This is a genomic window from Ideonella sp. sgz306126, assembly GCF_056032705.1.
Genome location: NZ_JBVYWP010000001.1, coordinates 807,347 through 821,072 on the forward strand (window position 1 = coordinate 807,347; position 13,726 = coordinate 821,072).

The following is a 13,726-nucleotide window of genomic DNA, read 5'->3' on the forward strand; positions in this document are numbered from 1 at the left end:
GAGCCCCGCGCAGGCGGGAACGCGGGAGGCATCGCATGACCGACGCCACCTGGGTCACACTGCAGCTCACCGCCGCGTTGGCCGGCCTCGTCACGGTGCTGCTGTTGCTGGTGGGCACGCCGATGGCCTGGTGGCTGGCCCGCACACGCTCGCGCGCCAAACCCTTCGCCGCCTCGCTGGTGGCCATGCCGCTCGTGCTGCCGCCCTCGGTGCTGGGCTTCTACCTGCTGCTGCTGATGGGCCCGCAAGGGCCGGTGGGCCGGGTCACCCAGGCGCTGGGCCTGGGGCGGCTGCCCTTCAGCTTTGCCGGCCTGGTGGTGGCCTCGGTGCTGTACAGCATGCCCTTCGTGGTGCAGCCGCTGCAGCAGGCCTTCGAAGCCATCCCCCAGCGCCTGCTGGAAGCCGCCGCCACGCTGCGCGCCGGCCCCTGGGACCGCTTCGCGAGCGTGGCGCTGCCGCTGGCCCGCCCCGGTTTCGTCACCGCCGCCGTGCTGGGCTTTGCGCACACGGTGGGCGAGTTCGGCGTGGTGCTGATGATCGGCGGCAACATCCCCGCCCGCACGCGCGTGCTGTCGGTGGCCATCTACGAGCATGTGGAAGCGGGCGAGTACGACCAGGCCCACCGCCTGGCCGGCGGCCTGGTGGTGTTTGCCTTGGTGGTGCTGGTGGCGCTGTACCTGGCCAACCAGCCGGCCCGGGAAGACAGGCCCGCGGCCCCATGATCGATCTCGCCCTGCGCCTGCCGCGCGGCAGCTTCATGCTGAACGTGGCGCTGCAACTGCCCGAGCGTGGCATCACGGCGCTGTTCGGCCCCTCGGGCTGCGGCAAGACCACGGTGCTGCGCGCGCTGGCCGGGCTGGAGCACGCGCAGGGCCATGTGCGCTTGGGCTCCGAGGTGTGGCAGGACGACGCGAAACACCTCTGGGTGCCCACGCACCAGCGCGCGCTGGGTTATGTCATCCAGGAGGCCGCCCTGTTCCCGCACCTGAGTGTGGCGCAGAACCTGGCGTATGGGCAAACGCGGGGACAACGCCATGCCGCCGCACCGGCCCCGGGGTTGGACGCCATCGTCGCGCTGCTGGGCATCGCGCCGTTGTTGTCGAGGCGACCAACCACACTTTCGGGTGGCGAGCGCCAGCGCGTGGCCATTGCCCGCGCGCTGGCCAGCGCGCCGCGCCTGCTGCTGATGGACGAGCCCCTGGCCGCGTTGGACGCCGCGCGCAAGGCCGAGATCCTGCCCTACCTGGACCGGCTGCACCGCGAACTGGCCCTGCCCATCGTCTACGTTACCCACGCGCTGGACGAAGTGGCCCGCCTGGCCGACCACCTGGTACTGCTGCAGCAGGGCCGCGTGCAGGCCCAGGGCCCGGTGGCCGAGCTGATGGCCCGCGCCGACCTGCCGCTGGGCCACCTGGACGAGGCCGGCGTGCTGATCGACGCCGAGGTGGCCGAGCACGACCGCGCCTACGGCCTCACCCGCATCGCCTTTGCCGGCACCGGCCTGTGGGTGGGCGAGCTGGCCCAGGCGCCGGGCCAGCGGGTACGCGCCCGCGTGCTGGCCCGCGACGTGAGCGTGAGCCGCTGCGCGCCGCAGCAGTCCAGCGTGCTGAACGCGCTGCCCGTCATCCTGCAAAACCTTCACCCCGCCGACGCCACCACGCTGCTGCAACTGCGCACCGACGGGGCCGACAACGCGGGCGTTCCGCTGCTGGCCCGCATCACGCGGCGCAGTGCCGAGTCGCTGGCCCTGGCGCCCGGCGACCCGCTGTTTGCCCAGGTGAAGGGCGTGGCCTTGATGAGCGAAGGGAGCTGACCGAAGTGGATCGCGCCTCCGACCTGTGGCAGGCCCGCCTGCCCGAAAACCTGCACCCCCACGTGACCCGGCCCGTGCGCGTGGAAGCCCACCACGACGACGGCGTGCCGGCCTCCAAGTGGCGCGGCTACGATGTGCTGGGCCTGCTGTGCTGGTACCGTCACCGATACGCGCAGTGGGACGCCGCCTTCGACGACGATGACCAACCCATGGCCACGCTGCTGCGCGAGGAAGAGTTCGAGGCCTGGCGCACCCTCACCGGCCCGTGGATACGCCGCGTGCAGCGTCTGCAGGGCGACGGCCGACCCTGCGGCGTCCTGGAAGACTCGGGCTTCGAGGTGGTGCCGCCGAACGAGATCCCGCGGCTGTAGGTGCGCGCGGGCCCGCCGCGCCGGCGCAGAACCGGTTTGCGTTCAGCGGCGTGCCCGGCCCAGGTGGGTATCACGGGCAAGGGCAACGCAGCTCCGAACCCTCGGCCTCTGGCCCGACCGCGGTGCCGATCGTCCACCCGACAGCGCCACCAAGGAAGGGCCGCTTTGATGAGCGCAACCAAACCGCTGTCCTGCTTCGCGGCGCCAGGGCGCTTGCAGGCAAGGTGGTGGAGGGCGCCTCGGCATTGATTGGGGCTGATCCGCGGGGATGGTAGATGGCGGCAAGAGACTGACCTCAGGCATCCGAACTCGACTGCCGAACGACGGGTTGACGATCGACAGCTGACGTCCACCATCCAAGTTGGACTGGTGGTGCTCCTGACGATGCATGCCGCTCGGAGGTGGCCGGCTCGGTATCTGGAATGGGTCGAGCCCCGTTCCGCCACTTGACAATCGCTAAGAGATCACGCCAGTAGCATCATGTCTCGGCAAAAGTCATCTGCGGCTTTCCAGCCCAGGTGCAGCACGATCTCATGAGCCATGCTTCTCGTCTGGTACTGGTCAAAGACAGGGTCGAGATGCTTTGCCAAGTGCTCAAAGCAGGCCGTAGTCGCTTTGTGAAAGGACCCGTCTTCCCAGTGCAGAGCCTGGTTACGTGCCTGCCAGATGACTTCGTGCAGAGTCAATCCAGCGATCAACCGCCCATCGGGGCAACCCTTCCTTTCCTTGCCGAAATGAAGCGCTACACCTTGCTTTGCGTACTGGAGGAGCGATCCGCACATCGCGTCGACGGCGAACTCATGCGCCGCAACGCGCTGAATCGCCTCGTCTGCCTCGGCCTTCTTGTGATAGCGATCTTTGTCAGGCCCGAAGTAGGTGTCCCAATGGATTGCCGTTCCGAGGCCTTCGTCGTCTAGTTCCGGATTCATCGCCAAGAACTCCGCGCGCCGATAGCCATCGTCGGTGGCCTCGGTTAGTGCGCCGAGCTCCTTTCGGAGGTCGTCCACACGACTCTGCTCGCCATGGATCGCGGCAATGGCAACGTCGACCGCGTGCCGGACTTCCTTGAGGTAGTCAGGTATCTTCATTTCCGTGGCTTGAGCATGACCTAGCCGGCTATTTGCCCCACGCCTCCAGCCGAAGTGTCACCTCGTCTTTCGGCAGGCGACATCTCACATGCGCCGCGATCCCGGTCAATCCTTGGTGAAGTGTGGCGTGGTCAACGCCGAGTCCTACCAACTGATCAAGCAACCACAGCAGACCGTACGTGGGTGTCTTCTCTTTTTCCGCTTCGCTCCTCAGGTTACGGTCACCCGTAACCAGAGCGTGGTCCTTTCGTAGGGCTAGCACCAGCGCGAAGCAATCAGCCAATGAGAGCACTGGGCGTCGAAGTTTGATCGTCTGAACGAGCTGCAACTCTGGCGGGTCCAGCGCCAAGACCCCCAGTCCCAACGCGCGCAGATAGGGCCCGTTCGTATTCTCTAGTTCATCCTCGTATAGCAAGTCTGGCACCACCATGCTCAGACCGCTCGCGAACGCCGGCACCAACAGGTTGCCGCGCTCGAGATCGATGAGCACAGAGGTGTCCGAGACGAGGAAGGGCATCGACTACGCCCCCTGCACCATGATGCGATTCAGATCGCGGACCGTCATGTGCAGCAGTTCTGCGGCCTTGGCATCGGACAACGCGTCCTCGGCAACGGCGCGCAAGCAGAGCCGCTCCATCCGCTGCGGTCGTTCCGGTGGCAGCTCGTTGGGTTCCTTGGCGCCAGGTGAATTCAAGCCTAGCGCTCGGATGTGCCCCCACAGTTTGCCGTACGCGGCCTTCGACAAGATCTCCAGTTGCGAGCAGCGCACGACTAGACACGCGATGCTCACTTTGAACAGCCTTTGGAGTTCGGCAAGTTCACCGAGTGAAATGTACGTTCGGCTCCCGCCGAGGAGCCGCTTCATCATCTCCTTCGCCATCAAGAAGGCACCGGCGAAACGGTCCGCGGCTTTCTCCTCTTCTTTGTCGCTCAGCCCAACGCACTTGAGCACGAGATGAGCCAGTTCGTGCGCAAGCGTGAATCGCTGACGCATGCCGTTGTGTTTCCCATTGACGACGATGACCGGGACGCCCGGCGCGCCTGGCCTCTGCACGAACGCCTTGGAGCCTGACACCTCCTCCGCGAGTTCGATGGCGATGATCTTGATGCCCTTTTCCTCCATCAGTTCGGCCATCTGCGGGATGGGGTCGACGCCTAGCTTCCAAAGCTCCCGGAGCTTGTTCGCCGCCAATTCCGCGTCTTCGATCCGGCGAATCTGGAACTCCGGCTCGTCGGGTGCTTCCCACGTCGCGTCCAAGTCCGGAAGCAACTCCTCAAGCTCCAAGTACCTCTCGACCCGGTCGAGAACCGCCGCTTCAACTGCGCGCTCTTCCTTCGCGCCCGTATGCGGAGCCTTGCGGAAGTCGATGCCCGTCAGCTCGATCTCGCGCGTGGCCAACAAATAGTCAGGCCGTACCTTCAGAGCCTTGGCAAGCGCCAGCAAGACCGTGGAGCTCGGCATCATCTCGTCTCTCTCGTACTTGCCGATGGCTTGCGCCGATACGAGCCCATTGATCGCTGCTTCCAGCTCCCGCAAGGAGAAGGCCGTGGCTTCCCTTGCTCGCTTCAATCGGTTGCCGATCATGTATGTGCCTCCAGTTCAATCGATGTACCTCCTTGGGTCGTCGCCAATCAGTTTACAGATTGACTTCGTGGATTGTTATTTGTAAACTCAACGCCGTCAACCTTTTGGAGGGCGACATGGGTAATCGAAACAACGTTCATGTGGTGCAGCGCGGGTCCCAGTGGGGGGCGCTCAGGGAGGGCGGCCAGCGAGCGAGCGGCGTCTTTGACACCCAAGCTCAGGCGATCGAAGCCGCCCGCCAGATGGCGCGCCAAGGGCAAGGCGAGCTGCTGGTCCATGGAGAAAACGGGCGCATCCGCGCCAGGGACTCCTATGGCAACGACCCCTGCCCCCCGAAGGATGCGGCTTGACGCTCACACGGTCGGCACAACCAGATGGGAAGGAGCGGAACGTGAAGCACCAATAGAAAACAGCCGAGTACGAAATCGCACTCGGCTGTCGGGTAGAACGAGCGCTACGCAACTCGCTCAGGTTTGGCGACCGCGATTCTCCGTAGCGACCTACCCGCTGTCAAGTGCGCGCCACCCGCCGGCGAATCTGCCGGCTTGGACCTGCACTTTTCGGAGAATCCGATGGAAACGATTGACCAAGCGGCCCACGCGGCCAGCCCCCATCCCAAAGTCCACGACATCGTCGTCAATGGCAAACCTCGCCAAGTCGAAGGCCCAACCATTTCCTACGAGGAGGTAGTCCGCCTTGCCTTCCCCGAGGGGCCGTTCGACATCATCTACACGGTCGCTTACTCGAACCCCCACGGGCACGATGGGACGCTTGCCCCAGGACAAAAGACGGCCGTTCACGACGGGATGGAATTCCGTGTCCGCAAGACCAGCCGCAGCTGACCCCGCGCTGCAGCGGCTTCTCGACGAGGGCTTCGAAGCGGAGGTGCGCCAGCAGCATCTGCTGGTGCACTCCGTGCCCTACACGGACGCAAACCGGGAAGTGAAGCTCGGCACGCTGGTCTGCAAGTACGTCGAAGACGCGGGATCCATCCTTCCCCCCACCGCGCCTGGTGACGATCATCAGGTCTGGTGGGTCGGTGGATTCCCGTGCCGCGCGGATGGCAGGCCTCTCACAGAACTGGTCGCGGACACGCGCCCACAGGCGCTTCACGTCTTCGATGGTTGCATCGCGCAGCACCGTTTCTCGAACAAGCCCGACGAGTGGTCCGGCGGCTTCCCGAATCACTACGAGAAGATCACGCACTACGTGGCCGTGATTCAAAGCCAGGCGAGGGCTATTGATAGTGACGCGGACGCGCGCACCCGACGAATCGTTGAGCCGCGTGAGGAAGACTCCGTGTTCCGATACGCGGACACGGCCAGCGTCCGCGCCGAGATCGTGGCGACCTCCTCGCGGCTGAAATTGCGCAAAGTCGCAATCGTAGGGCTGGGTGGCACCGGCGCCTACGTTCTCGACCAGGTGGCAAAGACTCCGGTCTGGCAAGTGGACATCTTCGATGGCGACGTGTTCAAACAGCACAACGCCTTTCGCGCGCCCGGTGCGGCGACAAAGGACGCCCTTCGCAAGCGGATGAAGAAGGTGGACTACTACTTCGAGCTCTACGACCCGATGCGCAGAGGGATCATCCCGCATCCCTACTACCTCGATACCGCCAACGTCACAGAGTTGTCGGACTTCGACTTCGTGTTCGTTTGTGTCGACCGGGGGCAAGTGCGGAAGACGGTATGCGAGTACTTGGCAAGTCAAGGCATCCCGTTCATCGATGTCGGAATGGATGTCGTGATGGATCCCGAAACGCTTGAGCTTGACGCGACTTGTCGAGTGACCACCGTGACGCCTCGGATGAACGAACACCTGGCGCGTTCAGTGCCGATGGATCTGGATGACGGCGACGCGCTATATCGGCAGAACATTCAGGTCGCCGACCTGAATGCCTTGAACGCGCAGCTCGCGGTCATCAAGTGGAAGCAGCTATTCCGCTTCTACGAGGATGGTGCGCGCTCTCACCACACCGCTTACACCGTCGCCATGCAGTCCCTTACCCGCGGAGAGCAGGGGCAGGAGCCAACAGAGTGAGAGCGAACGACATTCGGCCGCGCTTCGTCGAGTTCATCCCTGAGCATTTGGAGGAAGGTGTCCTGTACATCAGTGAGCGATACCGGACTTGCTCCCACAAATGCTGCTGTGGGTGTGGCGAAGAGGTCGTGACGCCTTTGTCGCCGTCAGAGTGGAAGTTGACGCGGGAAGGCGATCTGGTCTCGCTCTGGCCCTCAGTTGGTAACTGGGAATACGCATGCCGCTCTCACTATGTCATCCGACGCAATCGAGTGAAGTGGGCGGGGCCGATGACCGCCAGGCAAGTTGCGAACGTGCAAAGGCGCGACGCCGCCGACCTCGCACGCATGGTCGCCAAGCGCAATGCAGCGAAAGACAGGGAGGCCTTGCCTGCTCGCGACGACGCCTCCCAGGCGTCGGCTCCATTGGCGGACACCGAGAAAGGTGCTCAACCTGCTCGCCGCCGGAAGAAGCGTCTGCTGAGCTGGCTTCTTGGGGACGACACATAACCGTCTTCCGGGACGCTACGGTACAAGTTCAGCGCAGCGCAAACGCCATCGTCGCCAAGCTCGAGTTGGCCGCAACAGACAGCGCTCACGGCACCACCTCGCTCGCCCGCTCTTTGGCAGAAAGCGTGAGTTGGAAGGGGGATGCGCTAATGGCTGCAAACGCTGCATCGCAGCCGCCCACAACCCCGCGACCTTCACCGCGCGGGCCATGGCCTGGTTGAAGGCCCCGCCCCTCCCGCTGTCAACAACCCGACAAAACCCACACCCCTGCGGCGCACCTGCCTGCGGCCAAGAACCCCAATGAAATCAGACCCTTAGCGGCGGCGAACATCATGGCACACCCCTTGCGTTGAGCACCCGCATCAACGCAGGACGTCACCATGGACACCCCGGACCCGACCTGGCCTTTCACCATCAACGACACCACGCTGCGCGACGGCGAGCAGACCGCGGGCGTGGCGTTCACCGATGACGAGAAGCTGGCCATCGCCCGGGCGCTGGACGAGGCGGGCGTGCCCGAGATGGAGATCGGCGTACCGGCCATGGGCGGGCACGAACTGGCGTTGATTCGAAGCATCAGCCGCCTGGGACTGAACGCCCGCACCATGGTGTGGGCCCGCATGCGCGACGAAGATCTGGCCGACGCGCTGCGCTGCGAGGCCGATGTGGTGCATCTCTCGGTGTCGGTCTCCGACATCCAGATCGAACGCAAGCTGCAGCAGGACCGGGCCTGGGTGCTGCGCACGATCACCCGCTTCGTGCACCTCGCGGCCGATGCCGGCGCGCTGGTGAGCGTGGGCCTGGAGGATGCCTCGCGCGCCGACAATGCCTTCCTGGCCCGCGCCGCCGCCGCCGCGCAGGCCGCCGGGGCCGTGCGCGTGCGCTATGCCGACACGCTGGGCATCCTGGACCCGTTCAGCACCTATCGCCGCATCGCGGCGCTGCGCCGCGAGGTGGACATCGCGATCGAGATCCACGCTCACAACGACCTGGGCCTGGCCACGGCCAACACACTGGCTGCCTGGTGTGCCGGCGCCACGCACGCCAGCACCACGGTGAACGGCCTGGGCGAGCGCGCCGGCAACGCCGCGCTGGAGGAAGTGGTGATGGCCATGCGCCATTTGCACGGCGTGGACAGCGGCGTGCGCAGCCAGGCGCTGGGTGGCATCTCGGCCTTGGTGGCGCGGGCCTCGGGCCGGCGCGTGGCCGAGGGCAAGAGCATCGTGGGCGATGCGGTGTTCACGCACGAGTCGGGCATCCATGTGGACGGCTTGCTGAAGGATCCCGCCAACTACCAGGGATTCGACCCTGCCGAGCTGGGCCGCCGGCACACCACGGTGCTGGGCAAGCACTCGGGATCGCATGCGGTCATGGCCGCCTACGAGGGACTGGGCCTGCCGTTGAGCACCGAGGGCGCCCGCGTGCTGCTGGACAGCATCCGCGCCCATGTGCTGGCCACCAAGCAGTCACCCACGCCGGACGATCTGCGCCGCTTCTACCTCGATGCACTGCAGCCGGCCGACGCACTGCTGGCGGCCTGAGCACCCCACACCCCTACGCTACCTGGAGACCCCCGCGATGAGCGATCTCACCACCCGGCTGAAGGCCCTGTCCAGTGCCAACGAGTTCCTGGAGTTCTTCGGCATCCCCTATGACGAAGCGGTGGTGAACGTGAACCGCCTGCACATCCTCAAGCGCTTCTACCAGTACCTGCACAAGGCCGACGGCCTGGCCGGGCTGGACGAGGTGGCCATGTTCGGCCGTTACCGCGAGATGCTGGCCCGGGCCTACCAGGACTTCACCACCTCGAACGCGGTGGCCGAGAAGGTGTTCAAGGTGTTCCAGGACGCCACCGGCCAGCAGACCGTCTCGGTGAGCAAGCTGCGCGAGAGCCTGGCCGAGCGCCGCGCCGCCTGAGTCATCCACGAACGCGCGCCCGGCGCAGAGCAGGAGCCCACCCCATGCACATCGTCGTCTGCATCAAGCAGGTGCCCGATTCGGCGCAGATCCGCGTCCACCCGGTCACCAACACCATCATGCGGCAGGGCGTGCCGGCCATCGTCAACCCCTACGACCTGTTTGCGCTGGAGGAAGCCCTGCGGCTGAAGGACCAATTCGGTGGCCGCGTCACCATGCTGTGCATGGGCCCGCCGCAGGCCGAGGACGCGCTGCGCAAGTGCATCAGCTTCGGGGCCACCGACGCGGTGCTGGTCACCGACCGCGCCTTCGCCGGCGCCGACACGCTGGCCACCAGCTACGCCCTCACCGCCGCCATCCGCAAGATCAGCCAGGAGCAGGCGGTGGACCTGGTGTTCACCGGCAAGCAGACCATCGACGGCGACACCGCCCAGGTGGGCCCGGGCATCGCCAAGCGCCTGGGGGTGAACCTGCTCACCTACGTCAGCAAGATCAACGAGGTCGACCTGGACGGCCGCACCATCACCGTAGAGCGCCGTGCCGAAGGCGGCGTGCAGCGCCTGAAGACCACGCTGCCCAGCCTGATCACCATGCTGGAAGGCACCAACGAGATGCGATTCGCGACCATGGACGACATGCTGCGCGCCGGCCGCTGCCAGGTGCGCAAGTGGAACAAGGACGACGCTGGCATCGAGGACATCACCAAGATCGGCCTGAAGGGCAGCCCCACCATCGTCAGCAAGGTGTTCGCGCCCAAGGCACGCAGCCAGCGCGCCGAGATGCAGGAAGTGGGCGACGGCACCAGCATCAGCGACGTGTGCCTGAACCTGCTGCAGAAGATCTTCACCACGCACCCGACGCTGGAAGAAGAAACCGTCGAACGCCTGAGCGCCTGACCCCTTCCAGCCCGCACCCCGAACAGGAGCAGACCCACCATGGCCGAACCCGACAAGCCCGCAATGGCCGCCGCTGCGGCGGCCGGCGCCGCCAAGACCGCCGGCCGCTCCGGCCGCAGCACCGAACTGCCCGAACACCTCAAGACCTACAAGGGCGTATGGGTCTTCATCGAGCACGACCGCGGCCAGGTGCACAGCGTGAGCTGGGAGCTGATGGGCGAGGCCCGCAAGCTGGCCGACAAGCTGGGCGTGGACGTGAGCGGCGTGCTGCTGGGCGGCCCGGCCGACCGGCTGGAGGACTTCGCCAAGGAGGCCTGCATCTGCGGCGCCGACCACTGCTATCTCATGCGCGACCCGGCGCTGCAGGGCTACCGCAACGAGCCCTACACCAAGGGCCTGACCGACCTGGTGAACAAGCACCAGCCCGAGATCTTGCTGCTGGGCGCCACCGCCATGGGGCGCGACCTGGCCGGCAGCGTGGCCACCACGCTGGGCACGGGCCTGACGGCCGACTGCACCGAACTGAACATCGACGGCCGCGCGCTGGCCGCCACGCGGCCCACCTTCGGCGGCAGCCTGCTGTGCACGATCATGACGCTGGCCTACCGGCCGCAGATGGCCACGATGCGCCCGCGCACCGCGCCCATGCCGGTGCGTGACGAACGCCGCACCGGCGACATCGTCACGATGGCGCTCGGCATGATCGAGACCGACATCGTCACCAAGCTGCTCGAGTTCATTCCCGACGGCAACCGCAACACGGTGAACCTGGCCTATGCCGACATCATCGTCACCGGCGGCAAGGGCCTGAAGAACGCCGACAACTTCCGCCTGGTGTGGGACCTGGCTCGCGTGCTGGGCGCCGAGGTGGGCGCCACCCGAGCGGTGACGCAGGCCGGCTGGTGCGAAGCCGAGCGCCAGGTGGGCCAGACCGGCAAGACGGTGCGACCCAAGCTCTACATCGCCGCCGGCGTGTCGGGCGCCATCCAGCACCGCGTGGGCATGGAGGCGAGCGACATCATCGTGGCGATCAACACCGACGCCAATGCGCCGATCTTCGATTTCGCCCACCACGGCATCGTAGGCAACGCCCTGCAGGTGCTGCCCGCACTCACCGAAGCCTTCCGAACCCGTCTGGGCAAGCAGATCCGCAAAGTGGCTTAAACCTGACCCGAGGCCGCCTGCGGCGACCGCCCCCCGAGGGGAGCGTCGTTGCTTGGATCGGCCGGGCGCAACGACCTGAGGAGCACCCCATGGGGAGCAAGGAAAAGTTTGATGCGATCGTGGTGGGCGCGGGCCCCTCGGGCAATGCCGCCGCCTACACCCTGGCCAAGGCCGGCCTGAAGGTGCTGCAGATCGAGCGGGGCGAGTACCCCGGCAGCAAGAACGTGCAGGGCGCCATCCTCTACAGCGACGCGCTGGAGAAGATCATCCCGGACTTTCGCGACGACGCACCGCTGGAGCGCCACATCATCGAGCAGCGGGTGTGGGTGATGGACGACGAAAGTTTCGTCGGCACGCATTACCGCAGCGACACCTACAACAAGCCGCCCTACAACCGCTACACCATCATCCGGGCGCAGTTCGACAAGTGGTTCAGCGCCAAGGTGCGCGAAGCCGGCGCGCTGCTGATCTGCGAGACCACGGTGGAAGAGCTGCTGCTCGACGGCGAGCGCGTGATCGGTGTGCGCTGCGACCGCCTGGGCGGCGAGGTGTATGCCGACGTGGTGGTGCTGGCCGACGGCGTCAACAGCACGCTGGCGCGCAAGGCCGGTTTCCACGGCGAGCTGCAGGCGGGCAACGTGGCGCTGGCGGTGAAGGAGATCCTCTTCCTGCCCGAAGAAGTCATCCAGCAGCGTTTCAACGTCAAGGAAGAAGAAGGCGTGGTCATCGAGCTGATGGGCAAGGTGACCGAGGGCATGGTGGGTACCGGCTTCCTCTACACCAACAAGGACTCGCTCACCATCGGCGTGGGCTGCATGTTGTCCGACTTCAAGGCCAACCCGCTGCGCACCAAGCCCTACGAGCTGCTGGAAAAGCTCAAGAAGCACCCCAGCATCGCGCCCATGATCGAGGGCGGCGAGATGAAGGAGTACTGCGCCCACCTGATCCCCGAGGGCGGCTTCAACGCCGTGCCCCGCATCTACGGCCATGGCTGGCTGATCGTCGGCGATTCGGGCGGCTTCGTGAACGCGGTGCACCGCGAGGGCAGCAACCTGGCCATGACCAGCGGCCGCCTGGCCGGCGAGACCGTCATCGCGCTCAAGGCCGCGGGGCAGGAGCCCACGCTCAAGAACCTCAAGGCCTACAGGGACCGCATGGACGACTCCTTCGTGATGAAGGACTTGAAGAAGTACCGCAAGCTGCCCGACGTGCTGCACGGCAACCCGCAGTTCTTCACCGCCTACCCCGAGCTGGTGAACCAGGCCGCCAAGACCTTCTTCACCGTGGACGGCGTGGACAAGGGCACCAAGGAGAAGCAGATCATGGGCAGCTTCCGCCGTGCACGCAGCCTCACCGGCCTGGTGGGCGATGCATTCAAACTCTGGAGGGCATCCAGGTGAAAGCTACTCACGCCCATCGATCGCAGCGGCCTGAGCGCCGGGCCGCTCCCAAGCCAGGCCGCATCCCCTCGGGGATTCGGCTGATGTCCTCATCAGACAAGGGGCCGACATGTCTCCGGTGAATGTGGAAGAAAAGCTGTTCCAGAACCGCTACAAGGTCGACCATGGCCGCCCGCACATCCAGATCAAGGACGTGGCCATCTGCGCCAACGACTGCGCGTCGCAGGCCTGCACCTACATCTGCCCGGCCGGCTGCTACAAGGCCGAGGGCAACCGCTCGGTCATGCTGATCACCGACGGGTGCCTGGAGTGCGGCAGCTGCCGGGTGATCTGCAACGAGCACCTGAACGTGGCCTGGGAATATCCGCGCGGCGGGCACGGCATCCTGTTCAAGTTTGGGTGAGGCTGGACATGAACCGGCGCCTGCGCACCGGCGCGTGCCTGCCGAACCGGGCGCGCTCGGCGAGCCCGTGGGCACACCGCTGAAAGTACGCTGATGAACAACGTCGAACTGTTCCTGGCCCATGCGATCCAGCTGGAACGCGAGGCCGCCAGGCGCTACGAAGAGCTGTCGGCCGCCATGGGCACCGACGGCCATGCCGAGCTGAAGACCTTCTTCAACCGCATGGCGCATTTCTCGCGCCTGCATCTGGCCGACGCGATGAAGCGCGGCGGCTTTCGCGAGCTGCCGGTGCTGTCGCGCGAGGACTTCAGCTGGCCCGACGGCGTCGCGCCCGAGGTGGCCGATTGGGCTGGCGCCGACGCCTTCATGGATGCCCAGGGGGCCTTGCAGCTGGCCATGGCCAGCGAGCAGCGCGGCCACGCCTATTACGCCGCGGTGGCCGCCACCAGCACCGACGCTGAGCTGAAGGCCCTGGCCACCGAGTTCGCCAACGAGGAAGCCGGGCACCTGGCCGAGCTGCAAAAACTGCTGGTCGCCACGCGCGCCTGAGTTCTTCGCGCC

At 65.9% G+C, this 13,726-nt stretch carries 17 protein-coding genes; 14 read left to right on the forward strand and 3 right to left on the reverse strand.

Annotated elements, in window-relative coordinates:
* The first annotated feature begins 35 nt into the window (after positions 1-35).
* The 3 genes from modB to AC0N04_RS03720 are packed head-to-tail and all read left to right on the forward strand — an operon-like array spanning position 36 to position 2,184.
* On the forward strand, positions 36-722 hold the full coding sequence (gene modB / locus AC0N04_RS03710) for a molybdate ABC transporter permease subunit (RefSeq protein WP_474278736.1): 687 nt from the start codon (positions 36-38) through the stop codon (positions 720-722).
* Entirely contained in the window at positions 719-1,813 is a 1,095-nt protein-coding gene (gene modC / locus AC0N04_RS03715) for a molybdenum ABC transporter ATP-binding protein (protein WP_474278738.1), read from the forward strand. The genes modB and modC overlap by 4 nt, the downstream gene beginning before the upstream one ends.
* A 5-nt stretch (positions 1,814-1,818) precedes the next feature.
* The gene (locus AC0N04_RS03720; RefSeq protein ID WP_474278740.1) at positions 1,819-2,184 is read left to right on the forward strand and encodes a hypothetical protein; all 366 of its coding nucleotides are present in this window, start codon (positions 1,819-1,821) and stop codon (positions 2,182-2,184) included.
* A gap of 464 nt (positions 2,185-2,648) precedes the next feature.
* Here the strand turns inward: AC0N04_RS03720 and AC0N04_RS03725 are convergent, their stop codons facing one another.
* Genes AC0N04_RS03725 through AC0N04_RS03735 form a run of 3 tightly spaced genes read right to left on the reverse strand, consistent with a single transcriptional unit; the run spans position 2,649 to position 4,857 of the window.
* Positions 2,649-3,272, reverse strand: a complete 624-nt coding sequence (locus AC0N04_RS03725; protein WP_474278742.1) for a hypothetical protein — start codon at positions 3,270-3,272, stop codon at positions 2,649-2,651.
* 28 nt (positions 3,273-3,300) lie between these two features.
* Entirely contained in the window at positions 3,301-3,789 is a 489-nt protein-coding gene (locus AC0N04_RS03730) for a PIN domain-containing protein (RefSeq protein ID WP_474278744.1), read from the reverse strand.
* A gap of 3 nt (positions 3,790-3,792) precedes the next feature.
* A complete protein-coding gene (locus tag AC0N04_RS03735) occupies positions 3,793-4,857 on the reverse strand; it encodes an ImmA/IrrE family metallo-endopeptidase (protein ID WP_474278746.1) in 1,065 nt (354 codons plus the stop codon).
* Positions 4,858-4,973: 116 nt separating this feature from the next.
* On the opposite strand from AC0N04_RS03735, the gene AC0N04_RS03740 reads away from it, so the two are divergent.
* The 11 genes from AC0N04_RS03740 to AC0N04_RS03790 all read left to right on the forward strand — a co-directional run bounded on the left by AC0N04_RS03740 (position 4,974) and on the right by AC0N04_RS03790 (position 13,714).
* Positions 4,974-5,207, forward strand: a complete 234-nt coding sequence (locus AC0N04_RS03740; protein WP_474279060.1) for a DUF2188 domain-containing protein — start codon at positions 4,974-4,976, stop codon at positions 5,205-5,207.
* 222 nt (positions 5,208-5,429) lie between these two features.
* Positions 5,430-5,699, forward strand: coding sequence for a multiubiquitin domain-containing protein (locus tag AC0N04_RS03745; RefSeq protein WP_474278748.1), 270 nt, complete (start codon positions 5,430-5,432; stop codon positions 5,697-5,699).
* On the forward strand, positions 5,674-6,897 hold the full coding sequence (locus AC0N04_RS03750) for a ThiF family adenylyltransferase (protein WP_474278750.1): 1,224 nt from the start codon (positions 5,674-5,676) through the stop codon (positions 6,895-6,897). Before AC0N04_RS03745 ends, AC0N04_RS03750 begins: the two co-directional genes overlap by 26 nt.
* Positions 6,894-7,385, forward strand: a complete 492-nt coding sequence (locus AC0N04_RS03755; RefSeq protein ID WP_474278752.1) for a ubiquitination-like system serine protease family protein — start codon at positions 6,894-6,896, stop codon at positions 7,383-7,385. Before AC0N04_RS03750 ends, AC0N04_RS03755 begins: the two co-directional genes overlap by 4 nt.
* 380 nt (positions 7,386-7,765) lie before the next feature.
* Complete coding sequence (gene nifV, locus AC0N04_RS03760; RefSeq protein WP_474278754.1) at positions 7,766-8,926, forward strand: homocitrate synthase; 1,161 nt, start codon at positions 7,766-7,768, stop codon at positions 8,924-8,926.
* A 37-nt stretch (positions 8,927-8,963) separates the two neighbouring features.
* A complete protein-coding gene (nifW, locus tag AC0N04_RS03765) occupies positions 8,964-9,302 on the forward strand; it encodes a nitrogenase stabilizing/protective protein NifW (protein ID WP_474278756.1) in 339 nt (112 codons plus the stop codon).
* A gap of 44 nt (positions 9,303-9,346) precedes the next feature.
* On the forward strand, positions 9,347-10,198 hold the full coding sequence (locus AC0N04_RS03770; RefSeq protein ID WP_474278758.1) for an electron transfer flavoprotein subunit beta/FixA family protein: 852 nt from the start codon (positions 9,347-9,349) through the stop codon (positions 10,196-10,198).
* Positions 10,199-10,237: 39 nt separating this feature from the next.
* Positions 10,238-11,362, forward strand: a complete 1,125-nt coding sequence (locus AC0N04_RS03775) for an electron transfer flavoprotein subunit alpha/FixB family protein (protein ID WP_474278760.1) — start codon at positions 10,238-10,240, stop codon at positions 11,360-11,362.
* Positions 11,363-11,451: 89 nt separating this feature from the next.
* On the forward strand, positions 11,452-12,762 hold the full coding sequence (locus tag AC0N04_RS03780; RefSeq protein WP_474278764.1) for an FAD-dependent monooxygenase: 1,311 nt from the start codon (positions 11,452-11,454) through the stop codon (positions 12,760-12,762).
* A gap of 109 nt (positions 12,763-12,871) precedes the next feature.
* Positions 12,872-13,165, forward strand: a complete 294-nt coding sequence (locus AC0N04_RS03785) for a ferredoxin family protein (RefSeq protein ID WP_474278766.1) — start codon at positions 12,872-12,874, stop codon at positions 13,163-13,165.
* Between the two features lie 93 nt (positions 13,166-13,258).
* Positions 13,259-13,714, forward strand: a complete 456-nt coding sequence (locus tag AC0N04_RS03790) for a ferritin-like domain-containing protein (RefSeq protein ID WP_474278768.1) — start codon at positions 13,259-13,261, stop codon at positions 13,712-13,714.
* Positions 13,715-13,726 lie beyond the last annotated feature (12 nt).

Excerpts from the sequence above, each read along its gene's own strand:
- AC0N04_RS03725 (WP_474278742.1), bottom strand. The coding sequence starts at position 3,272 with ATGAAGATACCTGACTACCTCAAGGAAGTCCGGCACGCGGTCGACGTT.
- AC0N04_RS03735 (WP_474278746.1), bottom strand. The coding sequence starts at position 4,857 with ATGATCGGCAACCGATTGAAGCGAGCAAGGGAAGCCACGGCCTTCTCC.
- AC0N04_RS03730 (WP_474278744.1), bottom strand. The coding sequence starts at position 3,789 with ATGCCCTTCCTCGTCTCGGACACCTCTGTGCTCATCGATCTCGAGCGC.
- AC0N04_RS03770 (WP_474278758.1), top strand. The coding sequence starts at position 9,347 with ATGCACATCGTCGTCTGCATCAAGCAGGTGCCCGATTCGGCGCAGATC.
- AC0N04_RS03790 (WP_474278768.1), top strand. The coding sequence starts at position 13,259 with ATGAACAACGTCGAACTGTTCCTGGCCCATGCGATCCAGCTGGAACGC.
- AC0N04_RS03780 (WP_474278764.1), top strand. The coding sequence starts at position 11,452 with ATGGGGAGCAAGGAAAAGTTTGATGCGATCGTGGTGGGCGCGGGCCCC.
- nifW (WP_474278756.1), top strand. The coding sequence starts at position 8,964 with ATGAGCGATCTCACCACCCGGCTGAAGGCCCTGTCCAGTGCCAACGAG.
- AC0N04_RS03740 (WP_474279060.1), top strand. The coding sequence starts at position 4,974 with ATGGGTAATCGAAACAACGTTCATGTGGTGCAGCGCGGGTCCCAGTGG.
- AC0N04_RS03775 (WP_474278760.1), top strand. The coding sequence starts at position 10,238 with ATGGCCGAACCCGACAAGCCCGCAATGGCCGCCGCTGCGGCGGCCGGC.
- AC0N04_RS03745 (WP_474278748.1), top strand. The coding sequence starts at position 5,430 with ATGGAAACGATTGACCAAGCGGCCCACGCGGCCAGCCCCCATCCCAAA.
- nifV (WP_474278754.1), top strand. The coding sequence starts at position 7,766 with ATGGACACCCCGGACCCGACCTGGCCTTTCACCATCAACGACACCACG.
- AC0N04_RS03785 (WP_474278766.1), top strand. The coding sequence starts at position 12,872 with ATGTCTCCGGTGAATGTGGAAGAAAAGCTGTTCCAGAACCGCTACAAG.
- modB (WP_474278736.1), top strand. The coding sequence starts at position 36 with ATGACCGACGCCACCTGGGTCACACTGCAGCTCACCGCCGCGTTGGCC.
- modC (WP_474278738.1), top strand. The coding sequence starts at position 719 with ATGATCGATCTCGCCCTGCGCCTGCCGCGCGGCAGCTTCATGCTGAAC.